General features: G+C 60.8%; 21 protein-coding genes. 10 read left to right on the top strand and 11 right to left on the bottom strand.

All coding sequences use genetic code 11. The features are described from left to right. Positions 1 to 1,209 carry a TIGR03862 family flavoprotein gene (locus ACQY1K_RS00215; RefSeq protein ID WP_430257990.1) on the top strand — a complete coding sequence of 403 codons (1,209 nt, stop codon included), beginning with the start codon at positions 1 to 3 and terminating at the stop codon, positions 1,207 to 1,209. A gap of 67 nt (positions 1,210 to 1,276) precedes the next feature. Next, a complete protein-coding gene (locus tag ACQY1K_RS00210; RefSeq protein ID WP_430257989.1) occupies positions 1,277 to 2,065 on the top strand; it encodes a YdcF family protein in 789 nt (262 codons plus the stop codon). 18 nt (positions 2,066 to 2,083) lie between these two features. Here ACQY1K_RS00210 and ACQY1K_RS00205 read toward each other — a convergent pair whose 3' ends face one another. Next, complete coding sequence (locus ACQY1K_RS00205; protein ID WP_092664052.1) at positions 2,084 to 2,548, bottom strand: hypothetical protein; 465 nt, start codon at positions 2,546 to 2,548, stop codon at positions 2,084 to 2,086. 121 nt (positions 2,549 to 2,669) lie between these two features. Here ACQY1K_RS00205 and ACQY1K_RS00200 point away from each other — a divergent pair, with 121 nt between their 5' ends. Beyond that, entirely contained in the window at positions 2,670 to 3,323 is a 654-nt protein-coding gene (locus ACQY1K_RS00200; protein WP_062578498.1) for a trimeric intracellular cation channel family protein, read from the top strand. Here the strand turns inward: ACQY1K_RS00200 and irrA are convergent. After that, positions 3,320 to 3,736, bottom strand: coding sequence for an iron response transcriptional regulator IrrA (gene irrA, locus ACQY1K_RS00195; protein WP_062454247.1), 417 nt, complete (start codon positions 3,734 to 3,736; stop codon positions 3,320 to 3,322). The genes ACQY1K_RS00200 and irrA overlap by 4 nt on opposite strands. A gap of 306 nt (positions 3,737 to 4,042) precedes the next feature. Here irrA and fabA point away from each other — a divergent pair, with 306 nt between their 5' ends. From fabA to fabI, 3 genes are read left to right on the top strand one after another with little or no spacing between them, the layout of a single operon-like run. Next, on the top strand, positions 4,043 to 4,558 hold the full coding sequence (gene fabA, locus ACQY1K_RS00190; RefSeq protein WP_062454248.1) for a 3-hydroxyacyl-[acyl-carrier-protein] dehydratase FabA: 516 nt from the start codon (positions 4,043 to 4,045) through the stop codon (positions 4,556 to 4,558). Between the two features lie 46 nt (positions 4,559 to 4,604). Continuing rightward, positions 4,605 to 5,828 carry a beta-ketoacyl-ACP synthase I gene (gene fabB, locus ACQY1K_RS00185; protein WP_430257988.1) on the top strand — a complete coding sequence of 408 codons (1,224 nt, stop codon included), beginning with the start codon at positions 4,605 to 4,607 and terminating at the stop codon, positions 5,826 to 5,828. A 4-nt stretch (positions 5,829 to 5,832) separates the two neighbouring features. Beyond that, positions 5,833 to 6,639, top strand: coding sequence for an enoyl-ACP reductase FabI (gene fabI / locus ACQY1K_RS00180; protein ID WP_430257987.1), 807 nt, complete (start codon positions 5,833 to 5,835; stop codon positions 6,637 to 6,639). A gap of 37 nt (positions 6,640 to 6,676) precedes the next feature. Here the strand turns inward: fabI and ACQY1K_RS00175 are convergent, their stop codons facing one another. From ACQY1K_RS00175 to ACQY1K_RS00145, 7 genes are all read right to left on the bottom strand, one after another. Continuing rightward, entirely contained in the window at positions 6,677 to 7,324 is a 648-nt protein-coding gene (locus ACQY1K_RS00175) for a tetratricopeptide repeat protein (protein ID WP_430257986.1), read from the bottom strand. An 83-nt stretch (positions 7,325 to 7,407) separates the two neighbouring features. Then, positions 7,408 to 8,415 carry a class I SAM-dependent methyltransferase gene (locus ACQY1K_RS00170; protein WP_092664058.1) on the bottom strand — a complete coding sequence of 336 codons (1,008 nt, stop codon included), beginning with the start codon at positions 8,413 to 8,415 and terminating at the stop codon, positions 7,408 to 7,410. A 92-nt stretch (positions 8,416 to 8,507) separates the two neighbouring features. Continuing rightward, positions 8,508 to 10,640, bottom strand: a complete 2,133-nt coding sequence (gene pnp / locus ACQY1K_RS00165; RefSeq protein WP_430257985.1) for a polyribonucleotide nucleotidyltransferase — start codon at positions 10,638 to 10,640, stop codon at positions 8,508 to 8,510. A 339-nt stretch (positions 10,641 to 10,979) separates the two neighbouring features. Further along, positions 10,980 to 11,249 carry a 30S ribosomal protein S15 gene (rpsO, locus tag ACQY1K_RS00160; RefSeq protein WP_062454254.1) on the bottom strand — a complete coding sequence of 90 codons (270 nt, stop codon included), beginning with the start codon at positions 11,247 to 11,249 and terminating at the stop codon, positions 10,980 to 10,982. A gap of 144 nt (positions 11,250 to 11,393) precedes the next feature. After that, on the bottom strand, positions 11,394 to 12,323 hold the full coding sequence (gene truB / locus ACQY1K_RS00155; protein ID WP_092664062.1) for a tRNA pseudouridine(55) synthase TruB: 930 nt from the start codon (positions 12,321 to 12,323) through the stop codon (positions 11,394 to 11,396). Positions 12,324 to 12,339: 16 nt separating this feature from the next. Beyond that, positions 12,340 to 12,750 (bottom strand): 30S ribosome-binding factor RbfA, encoded by a 411-nt coding sequence (gene rbfA / locus ACQY1K_RS00150; RefSeq protein WP_192078003.1) that lies wholly within the window; start codon positions 12,748 to 12,750, stop codon positions 12,340 to 12,342. Between the two features lie 170 nt (positions 12,751 to 12,920). Continuing rightward, positions 12,921 to 14,609, bottom strand: coding sequence for a chemotaxis protein (locus tag ACQY1K_RS00145; protein WP_430257984.1), 1,689 nt, complete (start codon positions 14,607 to 14,609; stop codon positions 12,921 to 12,923). Between the two features lie 348 nt (positions 14,610 to 14,957). On the opposite strand from ACQY1K_RS00145, the gene yghU reads away from it, so the two are divergent. Both yghU and ACQY1K_RS00135 read left to right on the top strand, forming a co-directional pair. Continuing rightward, positions 14,958 to 15,857, top strand: coding sequence for a glutathione-dependent disulfide-bond oxidoreductase (gene yghU / locus ACQY1K_RS00140; protein WP_430257983.1), 900 nt, complete (start codon positions 14,958 to 14,960; stop codon positions 15,855 to 15,857). A 36-nt stretch (positions 15,858 to 15,893) separates the two neighbouring features. Then, on the top strand, positions 15,894 to 16,271 hold the full coding sequence (locus tag ACQY1K_RS00135) for a hypothetical protein (RefSeq protein WP_062454259.1): 378 nt from the start codon (positions 15,894 to 15,896) through the stop codon (positions 16,269 to 16,271). 60 nt (positions 16,272 to 16,331) lie between these two features. On the opposite strand, the gene ACQY1K_RS00130 is transcribed toward ACQY1K_RS00135, so the two are convergent. Further along, positions 16,332 to 17,450 carry a mandelate racemase/muconate lactonizing enzyme family protein gene (locus tag ACQY1K_RS00130; protein WP_430257982.1) on the bottom strand — a complete coding sequence of 373 codons (1,119 nt, stop codon included), beginning with the start codon at positions 17,448 to 17,450 and terminating at the stop codon, positions 16,332 to 16,334. A gap of 29 nt (positions 17,451 to 17,479) precedes the next feature. Continuing rightward, entirely contained in the window at positions 17,480 to 18,472 is a 993-nt protein-coding gene (locus tag ACQY1K_RS00125; protein ID WP_184654314.1) for a GntR family transcriptional regulator, read from the bottom strand. 110 nt (positions 18,473 to 18,582) lie between these two features. On the opposite strand from ACQY1K_RS00125, the gene ACQY1K_RS00120 reads away from it, so the two are divergent. Together ACQY1K_RS00120 and ACQY1K_RS00115 are read left to right on the top strand one after the other, a co-directional pair. Continuing rightward, positions 18,583 to 19,683, top strand: a complete 1,101-nt coding sequence (locus tag ACQY1K_RS00120) for an Ldh family oxidoreductase (RefSeq protein WP_430257981.1) — start codon at positions 18,583 to 18,585, stop codon at positions 19,681 to 19,683. Between the two features lie 63 nt (positions 19,684 to 19,746). Further along, positions 19,747 to 20,460, top strand: coding sequence for a FadR/GntR family transcriptional regulator (locus ACQY1K_RS00115; RefSeq protein WP_430257980.1), 714 nt, complete (start codon positions 19,747 to 19,749; stop codon positions 20,458 to 20,460). The last annotated feature ends 26 nt before the right edge of the window (positions 20,461 to 20,486 follow it).

Below are 20,486 nucleotides of genomic sequence, written 5' to 3'. Positions count from 1 at the left end.
ATGACCAAACAGGTTGCGATCATCGGCGGCGGGCCGGCGGGACTGATGGCGGCGGAGCATCTTTCCGCTGCCGGATTTTCTGTGACCGTTTACGAGGCGATGCCGACCTTTGGGCGGAAATTTCTGCTGGCGGGAAAATCCGGGCTCAATATCACCCATGCGGAGGAGTTTGCCCGGTTTGCCGGACGCTTCGGCACGTCTTCGTCGCGGATGCAACTGGCGCTTGACGCGTTCACACCGTCGGATGTTCGCGCCTGGGCACAGGAACTCGGGACGGAAACATTTGTGGGGACGTCGGGCCGGGTTTTTCCGGTCGCCATGAAAGCATCGCCACTGCTGCGGGCATGGCTTGCCCGGCTGGACAGCCAGGGCGTGGTGCTGAAGACGCGACATCGCTGGACGGGGTGCGAAGGCGGCGGTTACAGGTTTGAAACTGTTGATGGCGACTTTCTCATCCGCCCGGATGCAGTCATTCTGGCGCTTGGTGGCGCAAGCTGGCCAAGGCTCGGTTCGGATGCGGCCTGGGTGCCGTGGCTGAAGGCCGAGGGGATTGCGATATCGGAGTTCCAGGCGGCCAATTGCGGGTTCGACGTTAAGTGGAGCGACGTGTTCGTCGAGCGTTTTGCCGGCGCGCCGCTCAAATCCGTCTCGACGCGATCGGATGCGGGCACGTATCAGGGCGAGTTCGTGATTTCGAAACACGGGATCGAAGGCAGCCTTGTCTATGCGCATTCGGCAGTCCTGCGTGAGTTGATCAACAGGGATGGCCAGGCGGTGCTTGATGTCGACCTCGTGCCGGGCCGCAGCGTCGAGCGTCTCGTGCGCGATCTCTCCCGGCAGGATGTCAAAGCAAGCTTTTCCAACCGGTTGCGCAAGGGTGCAGGCCTCGACGGCGTCAAGGCGGCCTTGCTGCGCGAGCTGATACCGGATGTGAACCGGATGCCGCCGGAGGATCTGGCGCGGGCGATCAAGTCCCTGCCGATCCCGCTGCTTCGCCCCCGCCCGATTGCGGAAGCGATCTCGACGGCCGGTGGCATTGCCTGGGACGAGCTCGATAGCGGCTATATGCTCAAGCGGCGTCCCGGTCTGTTCGCAGCCGGCGAGATGCTCGACTGGGAGGCGCCGACCGGCGGCTATCTTCTGACCGCCTGCTTTGCCACGGGCCTTGCTGCGGCGCGCGGCGTTGAAGACTATCTCAAGACAGAGTGACCGTTGCCGCGTTCACCATCGGCCCGCGACAGGATAGACTGGCCGGGACTCAAACAGACGACGGTCCATGTTTTTTATTTCCAAGCTGATCTGGCTGCTCGCACAGCCGCTTTCCATCGCCTTCCTGCTTTCGGCCCTTGCCGCTCTCTTCGGACTTTTCGGCCTGCGGAAGCTTTCCGGCATCTCGGCACTTCTGTGCGCGCTCACCCTGTTCGTGACGCTCTATACGACGGCGGGCGCTTTGGCGCTGCAGTCCCTCGAAGCTCGCTACCCGAAGCCGGCAACCGATCCTGCCGACCTCTCCTGCATGATCATTCTCGGCGGCGCCTTCGAGAGCGAAGTGACGGCGGCGCGGGGTGGCATCGAGTTCAACCAGGCGGCTGACCGGTTTATCGAAGCGGGTCGGCTGGCGCTGGAATTTCCGCAATCGCGCATCCTGATTTCCGGCGGCGACGGGTCGTTCAGCGGCGTCTATGAAGGCGAAGCGCAAGCGTCCGAACGCTTCTTCACAGCCTTCGGCATAGCGCCGGACCGGGTAGTGAAGGAAAACACGTCGCGCACCACCTACGAGAATACGCAGAATACGGCCGACATCCTGAAACAGCAGGGTTTCAGCGATTGCGCGCTGATCACCTCGGCCTTCCACATGCCCCGTTCCGTCGCCCTGTTTCAGAAGGCGGGCATTCAGGTTCGCCCGTGGCCGACCGACTTTCGCACCAGCGGCATCGTAGCCGCCGGGCTCGATTTTACCCAGCCGGCGCTCAATGCGCAGCTGACGGCGACGGCCGCGCGGGAATGGATGGCCGTTCTCGGCTACACGCTGGCCGGCCGGATCGACAGCATCAAGGCGCCCTGATCCCTGAAGGGGCCGCGATTACTGTTTCGAGATCGTCACGAAACGGCCGCCGCGGACGCGGACCCGCATGACGCAGGGCGCGGCATCGGTGCGCTCGCAGAACCGCGGATGCATCTGCAGCATGAACACCATGTTGCCGAAATACTGGACGAAATCGTAGCCGTAGATCTGGGCGGTGGCGATCATGATATAGCCGCCCTCCTTCGCTTGGACGTAGAAGTTCTGCGGGCAGCCATCTGCATTGCATTTGGGGCCGCGAACGCCGTCGCACGTCAGGTCGCTGTGATCGGTGACGACGTCCGTAATGCCATCATTGTTGATGTCGAAACGTTTGACGAAGCCCGGACCGAACTCGACTTTTCCGCAGGTTTTCTGGAAATGGCTCTTTTCCGTGACTTCCGGATCGCTGAACAGTTTCTGCTGGGCTGACGCGAAGGTCGGCAGCAGGACGAGAGCGACCAGAAGTATCAAGACCTTATTCACCGCACCTACCCATATTCTCAAATCATCTTTTCATGACATCATCGGACCTGACCGGAGATGCCGTTGCCGTCGTTAGCGTGATCATCTAGAGCAATGCACTTGCGCGACGCTGGAGAATGGAATGTCCCTGCTGATGATCCTCGATTATGCCGGCATCGCGGTGTTTGCCGCAACCGGTGCGCTTGCGGCATCAAGAAAGGAGCTCGATCTCATCGGGTTTTTGTTCTTTGCAGCCGTGACCGGGCTCGGCGGCGGCACGGTGCGTGACATCATTCTTGGCCGTACCCCGGTCTTCTGGGTTCTCGACCCGACCTATATCCTGATCTGCGTCGTAACCGGCGTTCTCGTCTACCTGACGGCACACCGGGTCGAATGGCGCTATCGCTTGCTGATCTGGCTCGATGCGGTGGGCCTTGCCGCTTACACCGTGCTGGGTGCGGCCAAGGGCCTGGCCGCGACCGGATCACCCACGATCGCGATCATCACCGGCGCGCTGACGGCGGCATTCGGCGGGATCCTGCGCGATCTTCTCGCAAACGAGCCTTCCGTGCTGCTACGCTCGGAAATCTATATCACGGCCGCGATCGCCGGCGCGGGTGCGTTCACGGCGGCACAAGCGCTCGGTTTTCCGCAATATGTCAGTTCAGGCTTTGGGGTATGTGTCGCCTTCGCCTTGCGGGGCGGCGCGATCCATTACGGCTGGACGCTGCCACGCTACAAGTCACGTCCGGGGCGACCGGCAGACGAGGCGATCAAGGGCAAGGCCAAGGATTAGCCGCGCTTTTCGCGCAGCCGGATGATCACGTCGACATGGGCGATCTCCATGCCCTCGGGCGCATCCGGGAGATTGCCGATTTCCAGATTGCTGATCGGGATATCCAAAACCTCGTTGCGCCCTTCGACAAAGAAGTGATGGTGATCGGAAATATTGGTGTCGAAATAGGTGCGTGCGCTCTCCACCGCGAGAACGCGGATGAGGCCTGCCTCGGTAAACTGGTGGAGGGTATTATAGACGGTTGCGAGCGAGACCGGCACGCCGGCTTCCGTAGCTTCCGCGTGCAGTTCCTCGACCGTCAGGTGCCGATCACCCTTTGCAAACAACAGATCCGCCAACGCGACACGCTGCCTCGTCGGTCGAAGGCCGCAATGGCGCAATCTAATCTCGATGTTCGGCATGGCATCCGCCATATGTGCTTCGGCTCCAACCGTTTTGTCACACGGGATCTAATCTGATTTCCGATATAACTTTTAAGATGAATTCTTTCAATAGTGTCCCTTAGCACGTCCTTCCGCGGTCGGCAAAAACGCTAATTTTCGGTGTTTTACCACTGGTTTGCGCTCTCCGCTTCCTATATGCGGACCTGAATGCGATGCTTCCGCAGCTGCAGTCTTCCCCAGACAGCACCTGTGTTGTCATGGCAAGACTTCAATTTCGGCCCATATTGCTCTAAAGCTTGGGAAACAAAAGCTTCAAACGGGGGGAAACGGAAATTCATGTCCACCAGACAGTCCAGCTTCAGCTACGAAGAAATCCTCTCTTGCGCCCACGGTGATCTGTTTGGTCCCGGCAATGCGCAGCTGCCGTTGCCGCCCATGCTGATGGTCCACCGGATCACGGAGATCTCGGAAACCGGCGGTGCCTTCGACAAGGGTTACATCCGCGCTGAATACGACGTGCGTCCGGACGACTGGTATTTCCCCTGCCATTTCGAAGGCAACCCGATCATGCCGGGCTGCCTTGGCCTTGACGGCATGTGGCAGCTGACCGGCTTCTTCCTGGGCTGGCTGGGTGAACCCGGCCGCGGCATGGCGCTTTCGACCGGCGAAGTGAAGTTCAAGGGCATGATCCGCCCGGACACCAAGCTTCTGGAATATGGCATCGACTTCAAGCGCGTCATGAGGGGTCGCCTCGTGCTGGGCACCGCCGACGGCTGGCTGAAGGCCGATGGCGAGACCATCTATCAGGCGACGGACCTCCGCGTGGGTCTGTCCAAGGAAAAGACCGCCTGAACTGCTTGAAAAGCGCAGCTGTCGAAAACAACAAAGGTTTGATGAAATGAGACGGGTAGTTGTCACTGGGCTCGGTATCGTGTCCTCGATCGGTAACGACGCAGCCGAAGTCACCGAGTCCCTGCGGCAGGCAAAGTCCGGTATTTCTTTCTCGCCGGATTTCGCAGAGCACGGCTTCAAGTGCCAGGTCTGGGGCAAGCCCAACATCGATACGACGGAACTCGTCGATCGCCGCGCCATGCGCTTCCTCTCCCAGGGTGGAGCGTGGAACCATGTGGCGATGAAGCAGGCGCTGGCCGATTCCGGACTTGAGGAAAAGGATTACAGCGAGAACGAGCGCACCGGCATCATCATGGGTTCGGGCGGTCCTTCCACCCGCACCCTGATCGAAGCGGCCGAAACGACAATCAAGAACAACAGCCCGAAGCGGATCGGTCCGTTTGCCGTGCCGAAGGCGATGTCGTCGACAGCGTCTGCGACGCTTGCGACCTGGTTCAAGATCCACGGCGTCAACTACTCGATCTCGTCGGCCTGCTCGACGTCTGCGCATTGCATCGGCAATGCCGCGGAGATGATCCAGTGGGGCAAGCAGGACGTGATGTTCGCCGGCGGCCACGAGGACCTCGACTGGACTATGTCGAACCTGTTCGACGCGATGGGCGCCATGTCCTCCAAGTACAACGACCAGCCGGCGACGGCTTCGCGCGCTTATGACGCCGACCGCGACGGTTTCGTCATCGCCGGTGGCGCGGGCGTTCTCGTGCTTGAAGAACTGGAGCATGCCAAGGCGCGCGGCGCCAAGATCTACGCAGAACTCACCGGCTACGGCGCCACATCCGATGGCTACGACATGGTCGCACCATCTGGCGAAGGCGCCATCCGCTGCATGCGTCAGGCGCTTGCCAACGTGCAAGGTGAGGTCGACTACATCAACACCCACGGCACCTCGACACCGGTTGGCGATTCCAAGGAAATTGGCGCCATCCGCGAAGTGTTCAAGGACAAGATCCCGCACATCCAGTCGACCAAGTCTCTGACCGGCCACTCGCTCGGCGGTGCCGGCGTGCAGGAATCCATCTACGGCCTGCTGATGATGCAGGAACGCTTTATCGGTGAAAGCGCGCACATCCAGACGCTCGATCCGGAATTCGACGGCGTGCCGATCGTTCGCAAGCGTATCGACAATGCCAAGATCGACACTGTGCTCTCCAACTCCTTCGGCTTCGGCGGCACCAACGCTACGCTCGTCTTCCAGCGTCATAACGGATAATTTGATGTCCGGGATCATGCAGGGCAAGCGCGGCCTGATCATGGGCGTTGCCAACAACCACTCGATCGCCTGGGGAATTGCCAAGGCGGTCGCGGCACAGGGTGCGGAAGTTGCCTTCACCTATCAGGGTGAGGCGCTGGGCAAGCGGGTCAGACCGCTTGCCGCCGAACTCGGCTCAGATTTCGTGGTTCCCTGCGACGTCGAAGATATCGCGTCGGTCGACGCAACGTTTGACGCGCTGCGCGAACGCTGGGGCACGATCGACTTTCTCGTTCATGCCATCGGCTTCTCCGACAAGAACGAGCTGAAGGGCCTCTACGCCGACACGACGCGCGAGAATTTCTCGCGTACGATGGTGATCTCCTGCTTTTCCTTCACGGAAATCGCCAAGCGCGCCGCAGCCCTGATGCCTGATGGCGGCTCTATGCTGACGCTAACCTATAACGGCTCGCAGCGCGTCATCCCGAACTACAACGTGATGGGCGTTGCCAAGGCAGCGCTTGAGGCCTCGGTGCGGTATCTGGCCGCCGATTTCGGCCCGAGCGACATCCGCGTCAACACAATCTCTGCAGGCCCCGTGCGCACGCTTGCCGGCGCCGGGATTTCCGATGCACGGGCAATCTATGCCTGGAACCAGCAGAACGCGCCGCTGCGCCGTACTGCCACGATCGAGGATATCGGCGGCTCCGCGCTCTATCTGCTGTCGGATCTCTCCCGCGGTGTGACCGGCGAAGTGCATTACGTCGATGCCGGCTACAGCATCACTTCACTGCCCAGCCTCGACAAACTGCGCAAGTCCGACGCTCAGTAGGGTTTAGCGCCTGCTATCCTAAAATGGGCGGGCATTCTCAAAATGCGTTCAATTCCCGGATCGCGTCCGCATTGCCGGCGTTCGCTGCCTGCTTGAGCAGTTCTTTCGAGCGCCGTGGATCGCTCGCTCTGATCAACTGCGAAAGCTTCAGCTGTGCCCAGTGATCGTGGGTGAAAGGCAGGCTCTTTTCGAAATAGCGCTGCGCAAGGGCAAGGTCCTTTGCGACACCCTCCCCGTCCATCAGCATGAAGGCCAGCATGTGGTATGCCCACAGGTTGCCTTTGCTGGCGGAGCGTTCGTACCAATCGACGGCCCGTGACGGATCAACCTGCAGGCTCAAGCCCTTCTGATAGAACCAGCCGACCTTCAGCTCCGCATGCATGTCGCCAGCGTCGGCGGACTGGCGATACCAGCGAAGCGCTTCCGGAAGATCGAGTGGGACACCGGAGCCTATCTCATAAGCTTCACCGAGCTTGTATGCTGCCGCAGCGTTGCCGTTCTTGGCCGCGAGCCGGAAGTAATGCGCGGCAATGCGAAGGTCATCCGGCCCTTTGACCTTGTATTTGCGATAGGTTTCCGCGGTGTTGAACCATTCCCAGGTCAAGCGAACACTGGCGCGCGGCTCTTCGGCGCTCGCCGTTTCAGTGGCGATCAAGAGCAGAAGTGCTGAAACAACGCCTTTCATACAAAAACCCCGACAGCTCGAACGCAACTTCAGTGTGCATTCGAGCTGTCGGGACGGGCAATCCTAGATTTTGAGGGGTGACGTTACTTCTTCGCCCAGAGGATCTTGAAGCGGGCGTTGCGGCAGGTTTCGCCGTATTCCCGGAACGCTTCCTCGAGCACCGGCTCGTATTGCATCCCGCGGTTGGCGACCAGCATTAGCCTGCCGCCGCTTCTGAGCGCCCCTGCAGCCGTGCGGATCATCGTCTTGCCCAGTTCCGGATCGGCGGCCTGCGTCTCGTGGAAGGGCGGGTTCATGATGACGAGGTCGTATTTTTCCTTTGGCGGCTCGGTTCCCAGATCCTGCCAGAAAAAGCGGGCTTCGAGATCCGGGCAGTTATGCGCAACGTTCTGCTTTGCAAATTCCAGCGCCCGGTGATCGGCCTCGAACAGGTCGATCCGGTTCACGCGGGGCGAACGCTCGGCCAGCATGACGGACAGATAGCCCCAGCCCGCACCGAAATCGGCGGCATTGCCATCGAAATCCGTCGGGAAGCGGCTTACCAGAAGTTCGGAGCCAGGATCGATACGGTCGTGCGAGAACATGCCGGGAGCGGCCTGGAAGCGACCATCCACCGTCACAGCCGTCTTTTTCAGTGCCTGGATCGCGCCGGACGCATCTTCCGGCCGGCCGAACCAGATCGCAACGCCGTGATACTTCGGCGCGTAGTCCAGCGTGATGCCGAGCTTCAGGAGCATCGTGCGAATGGGTGCGATACCGTCTTCCTTGCCGCCGGCAACGACGATCACTCCGCCGACCTTCACCCGCGCAAGCGCTTCGGCGATGCGGTTTTCGTTTTCGCCACGATGCTTTCCACACAGGACAAGCGCACCGTCGTAATCCTCGCCCTCGGGCTCGGGAAACGCGTTGTCGCGCAGGCTGCGGAACAGTGGACGGAACGGCTGGATGGCCGTGATCTCGGCATCAAACCCGTCAGGCAGGGCATTGCCCGCTTCCGCACCCAGAAACAGTATGCGCTCACCCTCGCCGGGCGTTTGGATCGCGTCGGTGGCGAAGGGATGAAAAAGGGTCTTCAGGGCTTCTCGGGTCATGATCGGATCTCGGGCGGTCGTGTCGTCGGTGAAAACAAAAAAGGCGCGGAAGTTATTCCTTCCGCGCCTCGATCTCTCGATAGGTCGAGGGCTTATTCGGCAGCTTCGCCGTCAGCCTTCTTGACTTCCTGGCCGGTGGCCTGGTCGACGGCCTTCATCGACAGGCGAACCTTGCCGCGCTCGTCGAAGCCCATCAGCTTGACCCAGACCTTCTGACCTTCCTTGACCACGTCCTGGGTCTTGGCAACACGGTCGGAAGCGAGCTGGCTGATATGGACCAGACCGTCGCGGGCGCCGAAGAAGTTGACGAAGGCGCCGAAGTCGGCGGTCTTCACAACGGTACCTTCGTAGATGGTGCCGACTTCCGGTTCTGCAACGATCGAATGGATCCACTTACGGGCCGCTTCGATTTCCTTGCCGGAGGCGGAGGCAATCTTGACCGTGCCGTCGTCTTCGATGTTGATCTTGGCGCCGGTCTTTTCGACGATTTCGCGGATGACCTTGCCGCCCGAACCGATGACTTCACGGATCTTGTCGACCGGGATGTTCATCACTTCGATGCGTGGTGCGAATTCGCCGAGTTCCGAGCGACCTTCGGTGATGGCGTTGGCCATTTCGGCGAGGATGTGCTTGCGGCCACCCTGTGCCTGGCCGAGCGCGACCTTCATGATCTCTTCGGTGATGCCGGCGATCTTGATGTCCATCTGCAGCGAGGTGATGCCGTCGACAGTACCTGCAACCTTGAAGTCCATGTCGCCGAGATGATCTTCGTCACCGAGGATGTCGGAGAGAACGGCAAAGCGTTCGCCTTCGAGGATCAGGCCCATGGCGATACCGGCAACAGGCTTTGCGAGCGGGACGCCAGCGTCCATCAGAGCGAGCGAGGTGCCGCAGACGGTTGCCATCGAGGACGAGCCGTTCGACTCGGTGATCTCGGAGACGACGCGCAGCGTGTACGGGAACTGTTCAGCCGTTGGCAGCATCGGACGGATAGCGCGCCATGCGAGCTTGCCGTGGCCGATTTCGCGACGTCCTGGGGAACCCATGCGGCCGGTTTCACCAACCGAGTAGGGAGGGAAGTTGTAATGCAGAAGGAAGCGTTCCTTGTACATGCCGGTCAGGCTATCGACATACTGTTCGTCTTCGCCGGTGCCGAGCGTCGCAACAACGATCGCCTGGGTTTCGCCGCGTGTGAACAGGGCCGAACCGTGGGTGCGCGGCAGGATGCCGACTTCCGACACGATCTTGCGAACGGTCTCGAGATCACGACCGTCGATGCGGCTCTTGGTGTCGAGGATGTTCCAGCGAACGATCTTCGCCTGCAGGTGCTTGAAGGTCGCGCCGATGACTTCGGCCGGGTACTTCGGCTCTACGCCTTCCGGGAAGAAGTGTGCCTTGACCTTCGCCTTGACGGCGTCGACGGCAGCGTAGCGTTCAGCCTTTTGAGTGTTCTTGTAGGCGGTGCGCAGTTCGGCTTCGAAGTGCTGCAGCATTTCGGCTTCGAGCGCGGAATGATCTTCCGGCTGGAAATCGCGGGGCTCCTTGGCGGCAACTTCAGCGAGCTTGATGATCGCGTCGATGACCGGCTGGAAGCCCTTGTGGCCGAACATGACGGCGCCGAGCATGATGTCTTCGTTGAGTTCCTTGGCTTCCGACTCGACCATCAGGACGGCGTCCTGGGTGCCGGCAACGACGAGGTCGAGAACCGACTCGTCCATCTCGTCGAGATGCGGGTTCAGAACGTATTCGCCGTTGATGTAGCCGACGCGTGCGCCGCCAACCGGACCCATGAAAGGAACGCCAGAGATCGTCAGGGCAGCGGAGGCTGCAACCATCGACAATACGTCCGGATCGTTTTCAAGGTCGTGCTGGATGACGGTAACGACGACCTGGGTCTCGTTCTTGTAGCCTTCCGGGAAGAGCGGGCGGATCGGACGGTCGATCAGGCGGGAAACCAGCGTTTCCTTTTCCGACGGGCGACCTTCGCGCTTGAAATAGCCGCCCGGGATCTTGCCGGCGGCATAGGTCTTTTCCTGGTAGTTTACGGTCAGCGGGAAGAAGTCCTGGCCGGGCTTGGCCGACTTGGCCGAAACAACGGTGGCGAGAACGACGGTTTCGCCGTAGGTGGCGAGAACCGCGCCGTCAGCCTGGCGGGCGATCTTGCCCGTTTCAAGCTTCAGCGGGCGGCCTGCCCATTCGATTTCGACGGAGTGGGTATTGAACATATGGTGTCCTTTAATGCGGGAGCACGCGCAGTGCCGTAGCCGGCGCAGTGCATAGTCGACCGCAATCGATGTGACAGATCACGGGCAAGACAACGGGAGGCTTCGGGTCGGCGACTTCGGTGGTCGACGTCTGATCAGGGTCTTTGAGTGATCCCTGGTCGAAAGCATCCGGCAATCCTGCCCCATGACAGGTCAACGGTTTGGTTTTTGCAGATCCGGCCCATCCGGGTCTGCGGGCATTCTTGCGGCGCGAGATAAAGCGCATCGCAAACATTGCATCGGACGCTTGGCCCGAATGAGAAACCGGCAGGCGCCCGATTGAGCGCCCGCCGGAAATTTTTAGCGGCGAATGCCCAGAGCAGCAATCAACTTGCTGTAACGGGATTCGTCTTTCTTCTTGACGTAGTCGAGAAGCGAACGACGTGTGGAAACCATGGTCAGAAGGCCACGACGGGAGTGGTTGTCCTTCTTGTGGCCCTTGAAGTGTTCGGTCAGATTGTTGATCCGCTCGGTGAGGATCGCAACCTGGACTTCCGGCGAACCGGTGTCGCCTTCAACGGTTGCGTATTCCTTGATGAGTTCGGCCTTGCGCTCTGCAGTGATCGACATCGTGTTATCCTTTCGAATATGAGGATTATGGGTCGCCTAAGGCCGGGATGTCGTCCAGTCTTGGCCGTGAAACGCAAAACAGGCGGAAAAGCCTGCTTTTGCTGGCGGTGCCTATAGACCATTCAAGGAGAGAATGGAAGAGGCTCAGCCAAACACCCGCTTGGGACGGAACTCTCCCTGGCCGATCTCGCCGATGGCGAGCAGCTTGCCGCGCACGGTCGCATAGGCTTCCGCTTCGTCAGCCGGTGCATCGCGGCCGCGCAGGATAATCGGATTGCCCATCTTGATGCGGTGGGCCTGATCGTCTGTGACAGGCAGATGCGGCAGGCTGGAAAGCGCTTCAGACGTGTTGATCATGAAGGCATCAAGGGCTGCCAGCCGTTCGTCGCGATCCTCGATCTGTTCCAGCGCCACAAGTTCGGAGAGCGGCACCATGCGGTCTTCGGCAAAGGGCGCAACGAAGGTGCGGCGCAGTTCCGAGATATGACCGTAGCAGCCGAGATCGCGGCCGAAGTCGCGGGCGAGCGCCCGAACATAGGTGCCTTTGCCGCATTCCACTTCGAAATGCGCCTTGTCTGCCGTTACGCCGAGCAGCGTCAGGCGGAAGATCTGGACCTCGCGCGACGGGATCTCGACAATTTCGCCGTCGCGGGCGAGGTCATAGGCCCGTTCGCCGGCAATCTTGATGGCGGAAAACTGTGGCGGGATCTGATTGATCGTGCCGGTGTAGTTGGGCAGAAGTGCGCGGATCTGTTCTTCGCTCGGACGGCTGTCGGACGATGCGGTAACGGCGCCTTCGAGGTCGTCGGTCGACCGTTCCTCGCCCCAGGTAACGGCGAATTCGTAGATCTTCCGCCCATCCATGACATAGGGCACGGTCTTCGTCGCATCGCCGAGCGCGATCGGCAGCATGCCTGACGCAAGCGGATCCAGCGTGCCGGCATGGCCGCACTTCTGGGCATTGAACAGCCACTTGATCTTGGACACGGCTTCGGTCGAGCCGAAATCGATCGGCTTGTCGAGAATAAGCCAGCCGGAAACCGGCCGGCCCTTTGGTTTGCGGGGTTTTGACATCAATACTTCTTGATTGTTATTTCTGGTCTTTGGTTTCGTCGCTGTTGAGATCACGCTGGACCTCCGGCGAGCGAAGCAGCTCGTCGATCTTCTTGTAGTTGTCGAAGCTCGTATCGTCGCGGAAGCGCACTTCCGGCATGTATTTCATCTGACGGAGCTGGCCGGCTATGCGGCCGCGAATATATTTGGCATGCCGGTTGAGCGCTGCGATCACGACGTCATGGTCAGCGACGCCAAGGGGCGTCACATAGGCAGTTGCGACCTTCAGATCGGTCGACATGCGCACTTCCGAAACGGAAATCACGGTTTTCTCGAGCAGGTCGTCGCGAACTTCGCCACGTTGCAGGACCTGGGTGATGGCGGCGCGTACCTGTTCGCCAACACGAAGCATGCGCTGCGACGGCGCCGAGGATGTGGGCTTGGTCATGTTGTTTCTTTCGTATAACGCCGCCGGGGCTCGTCCCGATGGGGCGCTTCGTCAAATGAAGGCGGTCACATGACAAAGGCCCGGCGAAAGGTCAAGGTCCAGCGGGTATTTAATCGGTCTGACTTGGAGGCCGTCGATGCCGATGACGCCTGAAAACAGCGTGTCGTCACTCATGCAACCGAGACGAGGGACGCTTCGCCAAGGGGTGTGGTTCCCATGATCTTCGCGTGCAGTTCACGTTCCAAACCCATTGTGTAAAGGGCGGAAATGCGAGCCCCGAGTTCGATGAGGGCAGGCTCGATGGCGGCCAGTGGCCGGGCGCTTGCGAAGGCTTCGCCCTCTTCCACGCAGGCCCGCAAAACCTCACCAAGCTCAACCTTGAAATCAAGCCGAGCAAGCGAGGCATCGATTTCGCCGACGGCGGATCGGCTGTGTTCGCCAAGCAGCGACATTTCGGTCCCCATGCGATCGCCGACAACGCGGATATTGGCGAGTGCCTGTTCGAGCCGAAGATCGAGCGAGCCGCCCGTATCTTCGCAGGCGCTGAGCTTTTGCGCAGATTCTTCCAGCATTCTGAGATGAACGAGGATCTTGTCGGCGGCACCATCCAGTTCGCCCGCGTAATTGCGCAGTTCGGCGGCAACCACGTTGATCGCCTTGCCCTGATCGCCGATCCTGCCGCAGCGCAGATTGGTATTGAGGGCCATGTAGTGAATATCGGTGCGGACCAGTTGCACGACGCCGATGCTGGTGACGAGCTCGCTTACGGTCTGGCCGGTCGACCGGCTGAGTTCCGTTGCCTCGCCGGCAACGGCTTCGATCTGGCGAACCGCTTCGCGCGCAACGCCGACGCCGGTGTCGAGCTGGCGCATGGCGGCGGCGCCGCCCTGGCCTTCTGCCATCGTTTCCCGGATTGCATCGATCTTCTGGAGATCTGAACGGAAACTCGCCACGCTTGCGACGATCTTTGCCGTGTCACGCTCGAAATGATCGATGGACTGCCTGAGCTGATGGGAGACAAGCCTCCGGATGACAGCGGACAGGTTGTCGCGCTGAGGATTGGTCAGCGGCGTAGCGTCCGGTGAGGCCAGAAAATCGTCGAGGAGCGTGAGCGTTGACTGACAATGCTCGATCCTCTGGCGGGTTGTGTCGCCGATCTGCATGGCAGACAGCGTCGAGGCGAGCTTGGTCTGGATGCCGCGCGCGATTGCCCGGACGCTTGCAGCCTGTTCGATCATCGATCTGCGATTGAGAGCGATCGCCTCGCCACCGTTCGACAGTCCCGCTGCGACTTGCGGGATGGCATCCTCGTAGGAGCTCACAATCCTCTTCCCTCTTGTGATCAGGGAACCCAGTCCCTGGCCGAGATACTGGACCTTGTCCGAGAAATCATTGACCTGACGGGTGCCGTCCTGAATCCTTTGCAGGATTTCCTCGGCAAATCCTGCAAAGTCGGCAATTCCGGCGCCGGTGATCTTTGCAGTAACTGCAAAGGTGCGCAGATAGCGCAGGGTTTCCTGCATGTCCTCGGCATGGCCCTTCAGGTGCCCCTGGGCGTCGGAAATGAGGGTGAACTGGCCCTGTCGGCCTTTCTCGTTTTCGCTCAGCTGCGAAAGCCGCGCGACCGTCTGGGTGAGCTCGAACAGGGATGGGTTCGCCGTTTCTGCGTCGAGCGAGCTCTCGGCCTGATCGAGCGAGGCGACCAAGCGGTTGAGAACGTCGAGAATCGAAAGAAGCGCTCGTCCGCCTTCGGTGAAGCGTTCCTCAAGGCGCGAACGGGCAGCGTCCAGCCGCGCGCCAAACGCCGAGGCGTCTGCGGAAACACCCTCTTCTATCGATACGACCGCTCTGACTGCCATGTCCACCACCTTTTCCAGCTTCGCCGCAACGTTGAGTTCGTCGCTGGAAAAACCGTTCGCCCTGTTTGTTGTGGGACACGTCTCCGCCTGAAGCAGGCACGGGTGTCCTCGAATAGCTGGACAGTGCCGGTGCAACGGTTAACTGAACAAGAACCGACCGCGGAGTTGCGTGTACGTGGTTAACCATTGCGCTCGTTCGGAACACCACGGGGCAGCATAGAGAGATCCTGACCAGCCTCAAAAAACGCGATACGATGGCGCTATAAAACGGGAAATCTCTTCTCGTTTTTCCTATATCGCAGGCATCGTTCGTATTTTAAGAGCAATTTTTCAGGAAGGACCGCCCTGATGACCGAGAAAACTCCTGCCGACAATTTTCCTGCCGGCTACGAGCCGCCGAAGATCTGGACCTGGGAAAAGGGCAATGGCGGCCAGTTCGCCAGTATCAACCGCCCGATCGCCGGCCCGACGCAGGACAAGGAACTGCCGGTTGGAAAGCATCCGCTGCAGCTCTATTCGCTGGGCACGCCAAACGGCGTCAAGGTGACGATCATGCTGGAAGAGCTTCTGGCAGCCGGTCACACACAGGCCGAATACGACGCCTGGATGATCAATATCGGCAAGGGCGATCAGTTCGGATCCGGCTTTGTCGACATCAATCCGAACTCAAAGATCCCCGCACTTTGCGACCACGCGCCAAAGGATGGCGGCAAGCCGCTGCGCGTGTTCGAATCGGCCTCGATCCTCGTCTATCTGGCGGAGAAGTTCGGCGCCTTCCTGCCGACCGATCTGCGCATCCGCACGGAAACGATGAACTGGCTGTTCTGGCAGATGGGCTCGGCACCGTTTCTCGGCGGTGGGTTCGGGCATTTCTACGCCTATGCGCCGATCAAGATCAAATACGCGATCGATCGCTATGCGATGGAGACGAAACGCCAGCTCGATGTGCTCGACCGGCATCTTGCCGACAACCATTATATGGCGGGCGACGAGTACACGATTGCGGACATGGCGATCTTCCCCTGGTACGGCACGCTGGCGCTTGGCCAGGTTTACGGCGATGCAGGTGATTTTCTCGAGGTAAAGAGCTATGAGAACCTGCAGCGCTGGACGGCGGAGGTTTTCGCACGGCCTGGCGTCAAGCGGGGCCGCATGGTCAACCGGACATCGGGCGAGCCATCCGAGCAGCTGCATGAGCGCCACGACGCTTCGGATTTCGATACGAAGACACAAGACAAGATCGGCTAAATGCCGGTCATCCGCATAGGACTTGAGGATACGACCATGGCAAACCTGCCTGAAATGACAAAACACCGAGGCTTTCCGGGCGGGATGCCAAGCACGGGGGTGCAGTTCACCATCCGCCGGGCCAATCCGAAAGGCGTGACGCCGATCAAGGCGCTGCCGCGCAGGGCACGTCCCGGCACGAAAGAGCACAAGATCGACGGGGCCTTTCTGCATGCGCTATGGCATCACTTCGGCACCGAACCCTTCGAGCGCGGCAATCTCGATGCCGCGCGTCTGAGCCTATTGTTCGGGCGCGAAGTGCTGCCGGCCGACAAGACGTTCGATCCGCTTTCCTATGAGGCGATGCTCGTCATCAACGAAAAGCTGGCGCGGCAGAACTTTCCGGAATCGTTCGAGAATATCTTCGAGATCTGACGGCGATTGTCGACGTTGTAGAGGAGGCCGCTGGTGACTGACGCCGGCGGCCTTTCGCATTCAGCTGAGGCTCTTGCCGTATCGCTCGAAGCTTTCCTTCAGCACCGTCGTGCTGGCGCCTGGCTGCTGTGGCCTTCGATAAATGCCGCCATCGACATTGGACGGTTCCTCGAAGTGGTCCTTGATCCAGGGAATGTATTCAAGGATCGTTGAGGCCGGATGCCAGTAGCTGAGATGGACGTGAACCTGGCTCATCTCGCCCGCATGCGGCACGACGGGAAGACGGTGGGCCAGTGCCAGGTCCGCAACCTGGATATATTCGGTGACGCCACCGAGACGCGTGACGTCAGGCTGGACGTAGGACACGGCACCGGCTGATATGAACGCCCGGAACGCATCAACGGTATAGAGCTGCTCGCCAAGCGCGATCGGGATCGTGCTGCTTTTCGCAAGCGCCGCGTGGCCGGCGATATCGTCGTACCAGAGCGGTTCCTCGAACCAGTAGATGTCGAGATCGCGGGCCCGCTCGCAAAACCGCTGGCAGGTCGGGAGATCCCACTTGCCATTGCCATCGATGGCGATCCGGACGTCTGCACCCAGCCGCTTGCGCACCGCTTCCAGCCGGCGCACATCGATATTGGGATCGTCATGGCCGACCTTGAGCTTGATCCGGGTGAAGCCTTCCTCCTCCACGGCGCGCGCCGACCCGGCCAGCAGGTCCTCCAGCGAAAACGACAGCCAGCCGATATCGGTATTATACGCCTCGAGACGATCGGTTCTTGCCCCGCCGAGCAGGCTCCAGAGCGGCACACCGGCCTTCTTCGCCTTGAGGTCCCAGAGCGCCACGTCGACGGCAGCGAGTGCCAGATGAGTGATCCCGGCGCGGCCGACCCATTGCAGGGACGGATAGCGTGCCAGCTTGGTCCATAGACGCTGATGTTCGTTGGCATCCTCGCCGATCAGCAGCGGCGCGTAGCAATCCCTTATACAGGACGTGATCAGCCGGTCGGAGGCGATATGGGCATGGGTGCCGGTAAAGCCGTATCCCTTCAACCCGTCGGTGGTTTCGATCACGGTGCCGACGACACCCCAATGGGTGATGCTGTGGGTGCTGTCGGAAATCGAGTCCGAGGTCAGCGGCAGATGCAGGATGAATGGCTGTACGGATTTGATCTTCATTCTTGGGCTCCTCCTCCCGGTGGTAGACATCAGTCTGTTTTGACGTGCCCCTGCCGCTCCAGATAAGGCAGGTCAGGCAGGGCGATGTTTCGCGATGCGGCAGCCCCAATGCGGGCGATTGCGCGGTCGCGTGAGATCCGCAAATGCCTCTCCAGCGCATCGCATGCGGCGCCGATATCGCCGGAAGCGAGCGGCGAAAGCACGTCCAGATGCTCCAGCAGGAATGGCTCGCCGTCATAGCCGGTGGTCTTCGGCTGATAGAGAAAATGGTGGGCGACCAGGATCGCCTGCGGCAGGCTGATTGCCTGCATCAGCGCGCGGTTGTCGCAATATCCGAGAAGCTCCGAATGCAGCTGATGTTCGACGCGGTCGAGCATGTCGCCGGTAACGGTCTCGGCGGCGGCGATTGCCTGCTCGACGAACTCGATGCATCCGGTCACGTAGCCATCGGGCAAATGCGGAAATGCCTGCGCGAGTGCCAGCGGTTCCAGCACCCAGCGCAGCTCGTAGAGCTGGCCGATATGGACAGGCGTCAGGCCCGGCGCCAGCCAGCGGCCGGCATCGTCCTTCAGCACCACGCCGCGTTGCTGCAGCCTGGCCATCACGTCCCGCGCAACGGTTCGGCTGACGCCGTGGGCTGCGGCAAGCGCTGCTTCGTTGATGCGCCAGCTGGCGAGCGAGGTGCGGGAAACGATCTCGATCTCGATCTGGCGGTAGATCAGTTCCCAGCTCGACAGGAAATGGATCTTCTCGTCGGAGCCCGCAGGATGGCTCGACGGGGCGGCGGGCGCGGTGCCGCTTTCCGAGGACAGGATCTGGTATCCCCTGCCAGGGACGCGCTGCATCAGGCCTCGCAGTTCAAGCTCGCCCAAGGCATGGCGCGCTGGCGCCCGGCTGATGCCGAAGCGGTCGGCAAGGCTGGTTTCGGTCAGATACGCGCCGGCAGACAGCGCACCGGAGGCGATCTCGGATGCCAGTATCTCGCATACGCGTTGATGAAGCCTCGGGGACGGGCCAGCCATTCGGCTCTCCAGGACATGAAACGCAATCGATCGAAATCGCAGTGCATGGATTGCATCTTCCAAATCGGATGTCTAGTGTAGACAAAAGACATTGTGGAGGATGTCCTGACATGCCGACTGGGAATGACAGAGCGTGCGTTTCGCTTGTGGAGCTCGATCGCTTCTGCCGCGAGGTCCTTCTGGCTTGCGGCGCCGACGCTGCGACGGCAGACGCTGCAACGCGGGCGATGATGCATGGAACCCGCCATGGCGTGGACAGTCACGGCGTGCGTCTTCTCGACCATTACGTGACTGCGCTTGAAGGTGGTCGGCTCAACAAGGTGCCGAAGCTTAAGCCCGTCGGAGGTTTCGGGGCGGTGGAGACGCTGGACGCGGATCATGCGCATGGCGCACTCGCGACCTATACGGCGATGGACCGAGCGATCGCGCTCGCGCGTCAGTTCGGCATCGGAGCTGTGGCGATCCGCAACAGTTCACATTTCGGCCCGGCCGGCGCCTATGCGCTGGAGGCGGCCCGCCAGGGCGTGATCGGCTTCACCTTTTGCAATTCCGACAGTTTCGTGCGCCTGCATGAGGGCGCCTCGCGCTTCCACGGCACCAACCCGATTGCCGTCGGCGTGCCGGTGGAAGGGCAAGATCCGTGGTTGCTGGACATGGCAACCAGCGCCATTCCCTATAACCGCGTGCTGCTCTACCGCAGCATGGGCACGACCCTGCCGCAGTCGGTCGCGTCAGATGTTTCGGGCATCGACACGCTCGATGCGGACAAGGCCGACATGCTGGCACCGCTCGGCGGCGAATTCGGCTTCAAGGGCGCGGGTCTTGCCGGGCTTGCGGAAATCCTCAGCGCTGTCGTGACCGGCATGAGCCTGAGTTTCGACCTCGCCCCGATGGGCGGTCCCGATTTTTCGACGCCGCGTGGTCTCGGAGCCTTTGTCTTTGCGATCCTGCCGGAGGCGTTCGGCGATCGGGAGACGTTCGATGCGGGCATGACACGCTATCTGGATGTGCTGCGCAGTTCGCCGGCCCGCGCGGACTGCCGAGTCATGGCGCCGGGCGACCGGGAATGGGTGGTTGCGGCGGATCGAGAAGCATCTGGCGTCACGCTCGATCCGGCGACACACGCCGCTTTCGAAGTTCTTGCGGGTCGCTACGGGGCGCAACTGCCGGTTTTGGAGATGCCGGCACAGTCACAGGTTGATGGCACTTGACTTCCCAAAATTGGTAAGACAATCTGACCGCATTGCGCGTTGGGAGAACGCGTGGAGGACACCATGTTCGTCGCCCTTGAGCCGCGCCGCCTTTACAGGCAGGCCGCGGAACAGCTTCGTACGCTGATCGAAGCCGGAGAAGTCCGGCCCGGTGAGCGGCTGCCGGCCGAGCGTGAGCTTGCCGAGCGCCTTGGCGTGTCCCGCCCCACCATTCGCGAAGCCCTGATCGTGCTCGAAGTCGAGGGTCTGATCCAGATCCGCATGGGATCCGGCGTCTATGTCAGCGCCAGATCAAACCGGCAGCCGGAAATCCTTGCCGCCGATGACAGCGATGGTCCTTTTGAAATCCTGCAGGCGCGCTGCCTGATCGAGAGCGCTATTGCCGAGGAGGCAGCCCGCAAGGCGGACAGCGAGAGCATCGCAAAGCTCAATTCGATCCTTGCGGAGATGGAGGGTTCGCTCGACAATTCACACCAGGCGCTGGCGCTGGACCGGGCGTTTCATACGGCGATTGCGGACATGATTGGCAATTCGGCGCTCAACCGCTTTACCGGCCTGATCTACGACAAGCGGCTGTCGCCGTATTTCACCAAGCTGGCCAGCTATTTCGAAGGCCCGCACACCTGGAAGGCAGCACTCGAAGAACACAAGATCATTCGCGACGCGCTTGCTGCGGGTAACCCCGCCGATGCGCGCGAGGCCATGCGGCAGCATTTGACGCTGTCGCAGAAGAGATTCTCGGAAAGCTTCGGAGAGGAGCCGACGAGGAACGACTGATCCGACCGCGAGGAGGCGGCGGATCG

Origin of the sequence: Neorhizobium sp. IRS_2294, from assembly GCF_050500145.1 — a bacterium.
GTDB classification, from domain to species: domain Bacteria; phylum Pseudomonadota; class Alphaproteobacteria; order Rhizobiales; family Rhizobiaceae; genus Neorhizobium; species Neorhizobium soli.
The sequence above is the reverse complement of the archived record's forward strand: the minus strand, read 5'-3'. Positions and strand labels throughout refer to the sequence as shown.

What these genes read in the sequence shown, in the direction of transcription:
- ACQY1K_RS00135 (WP_062454259.1), top strand. Translation starts at nt 15,894, where the DNA reads ATGGCAAACCTGCCTGAAATGACAAAACACCGAGGCTTTCCGGGCGGG.
- rbfA (WP_192078003.1), bottom strand. Translation starts at nt 12,750, where the DNA reads ATGACCAAGCCCACATCCTCGGCGCCGTCGCAGCGCATGCTTCGTGTT.
- irrA (WP_062454247.1), bottom strand. Translation starts at nt 3,736, where the DNA reads ATGGCGGATGCCATGCCGAACATCGAGATTAGATTGCGCCATTGCGGC.
- ACQY1K_RS00120 (WP_430257981.1), top strand. Translation starts at nt 18,583, where the DNA reads ATGCCGACTGGGAATGACAGAGCGTGCGTTTCGCTTGTGGAGCTCGAT.
- ACQY1K_RS00200 (WP_062578498.1), top strand. Translation starts at nt 2,670, where the DNA reads ATGTCCCTGCTGATGATCCTCGATTATGCCGGCATCGCGGTGTTTGCC.
- pnp (WP_430257985.1), bottom strand. Translation starts at nt 10,640, where the DNA reads ATGTTCAATACCCACTCCGTCGAAATCGAATGGGCAGGCCGCCCGCTG.
- fabA (WP_062454248.1), top strand. Translation starts at nt 4,043, where the DNA reads ATGTCCACCAGACAGTCCAGCTTCAGCTACGAAGAAATCCTCTCTTGC.
- ACQY1K_RS00145 (WP_430257984.1), bottom strand. Translation starts at nt 14,609, where the DNA reads ATGGCAGTCAGAGCGGTCGTATCGATAGAAGAGGGTGTTTCCGCAGAC.
- fabB (WP_430257988.1), top strand. Translation starts at nt 4,605, where the DNA reads ATGAGACGGGTAGTTGTCACTGGGCTCGGTATCGTGTCCTCGATCGGT.
- ACQY1K_RS00125 (WP_184654314.1), bottom strand. Translation starts at nt 18,472, where the DNA reads ATGGCTGGCCCGTCCCCGAGGCTTCATCAACGCGTATGCGAGATACTG.
- ACQY1K_RS00175 (WP_430257986.1), bottom strand. Translation starts at nt 7,324, where the DNA reads ATGAAAGGCGTTGTTTCAGCACTTCTGCTCTTGATCGCCACTGAAACG.
- fabI (WP_430257987.1), top strand. Translation starts at nt 5,833, where the DNA reads ATGTCCGGGATCATGCAGGGCAAGCGCGGCCTGATCATGGGCGTTGCC.
- truB (WP_092664062.1), bottom strand. Translation starts at nt 12,323, where the DNA reads ATGTCAAAACCCCGCAAACCAAAGGGCCGGCCGGTTTCCGGCTGGCTT.
- ACQY1K_RS00170 (WP_092664058.1), bottom strand. Translation starts at nt 8,415, where the DNA reads ATGACCCGAGAAGCCCTGAAGACCCTTTTTCATCCCTTCGCCACCGAC.
- ACQY1K_RS00210 (WP_430257989.1), top strand. Translation starts at nt 1,277, where the DNA reads ATGTTTTTTATTTCCAAGCTGATCTGGCTGCTCGCACAGCCGCTTTCC.
- rpsO (WP_062454254.1), bottom strand. Translation starts at nt 11,249, where the DNA reads ATGTCGATCACTGCAGAGCGCAAGGCCGAACTCATCAAGGAATACGCA.
- yghU (WP_430257983.1), top strand. Translation starts at nt 14,958, where the DNA reads ATGACCGAGAAAACTCCTGCCGACAATTTTCCTGCCGGCTACGAGCCG.
- ACQY1K_RS00115 (WP_430257980.1), top strand. Translation starts at nt 19,747, where the DNA reads ATGTTCGTCGCCCTTGAGCCGCGCCGCCTTTACAGGCAGGCCGCGGAA.
- ACQY1K_RS00130 (WP_430257982.1), bottom strand. Translation starts at nt 17,450, where the DNA reads ATGAAGATCAAATCCGTACAGCCATTCATCCTGCATCTGCCGCTGACC.
- ACQY1K_RS00215 (WP_430257990.1), top strand. Translation starts at nt 1, where the DNA reads ATGACCAAACAGGTTGCGATCATCGGCGGCGGGCCGGCGGGACTGATG.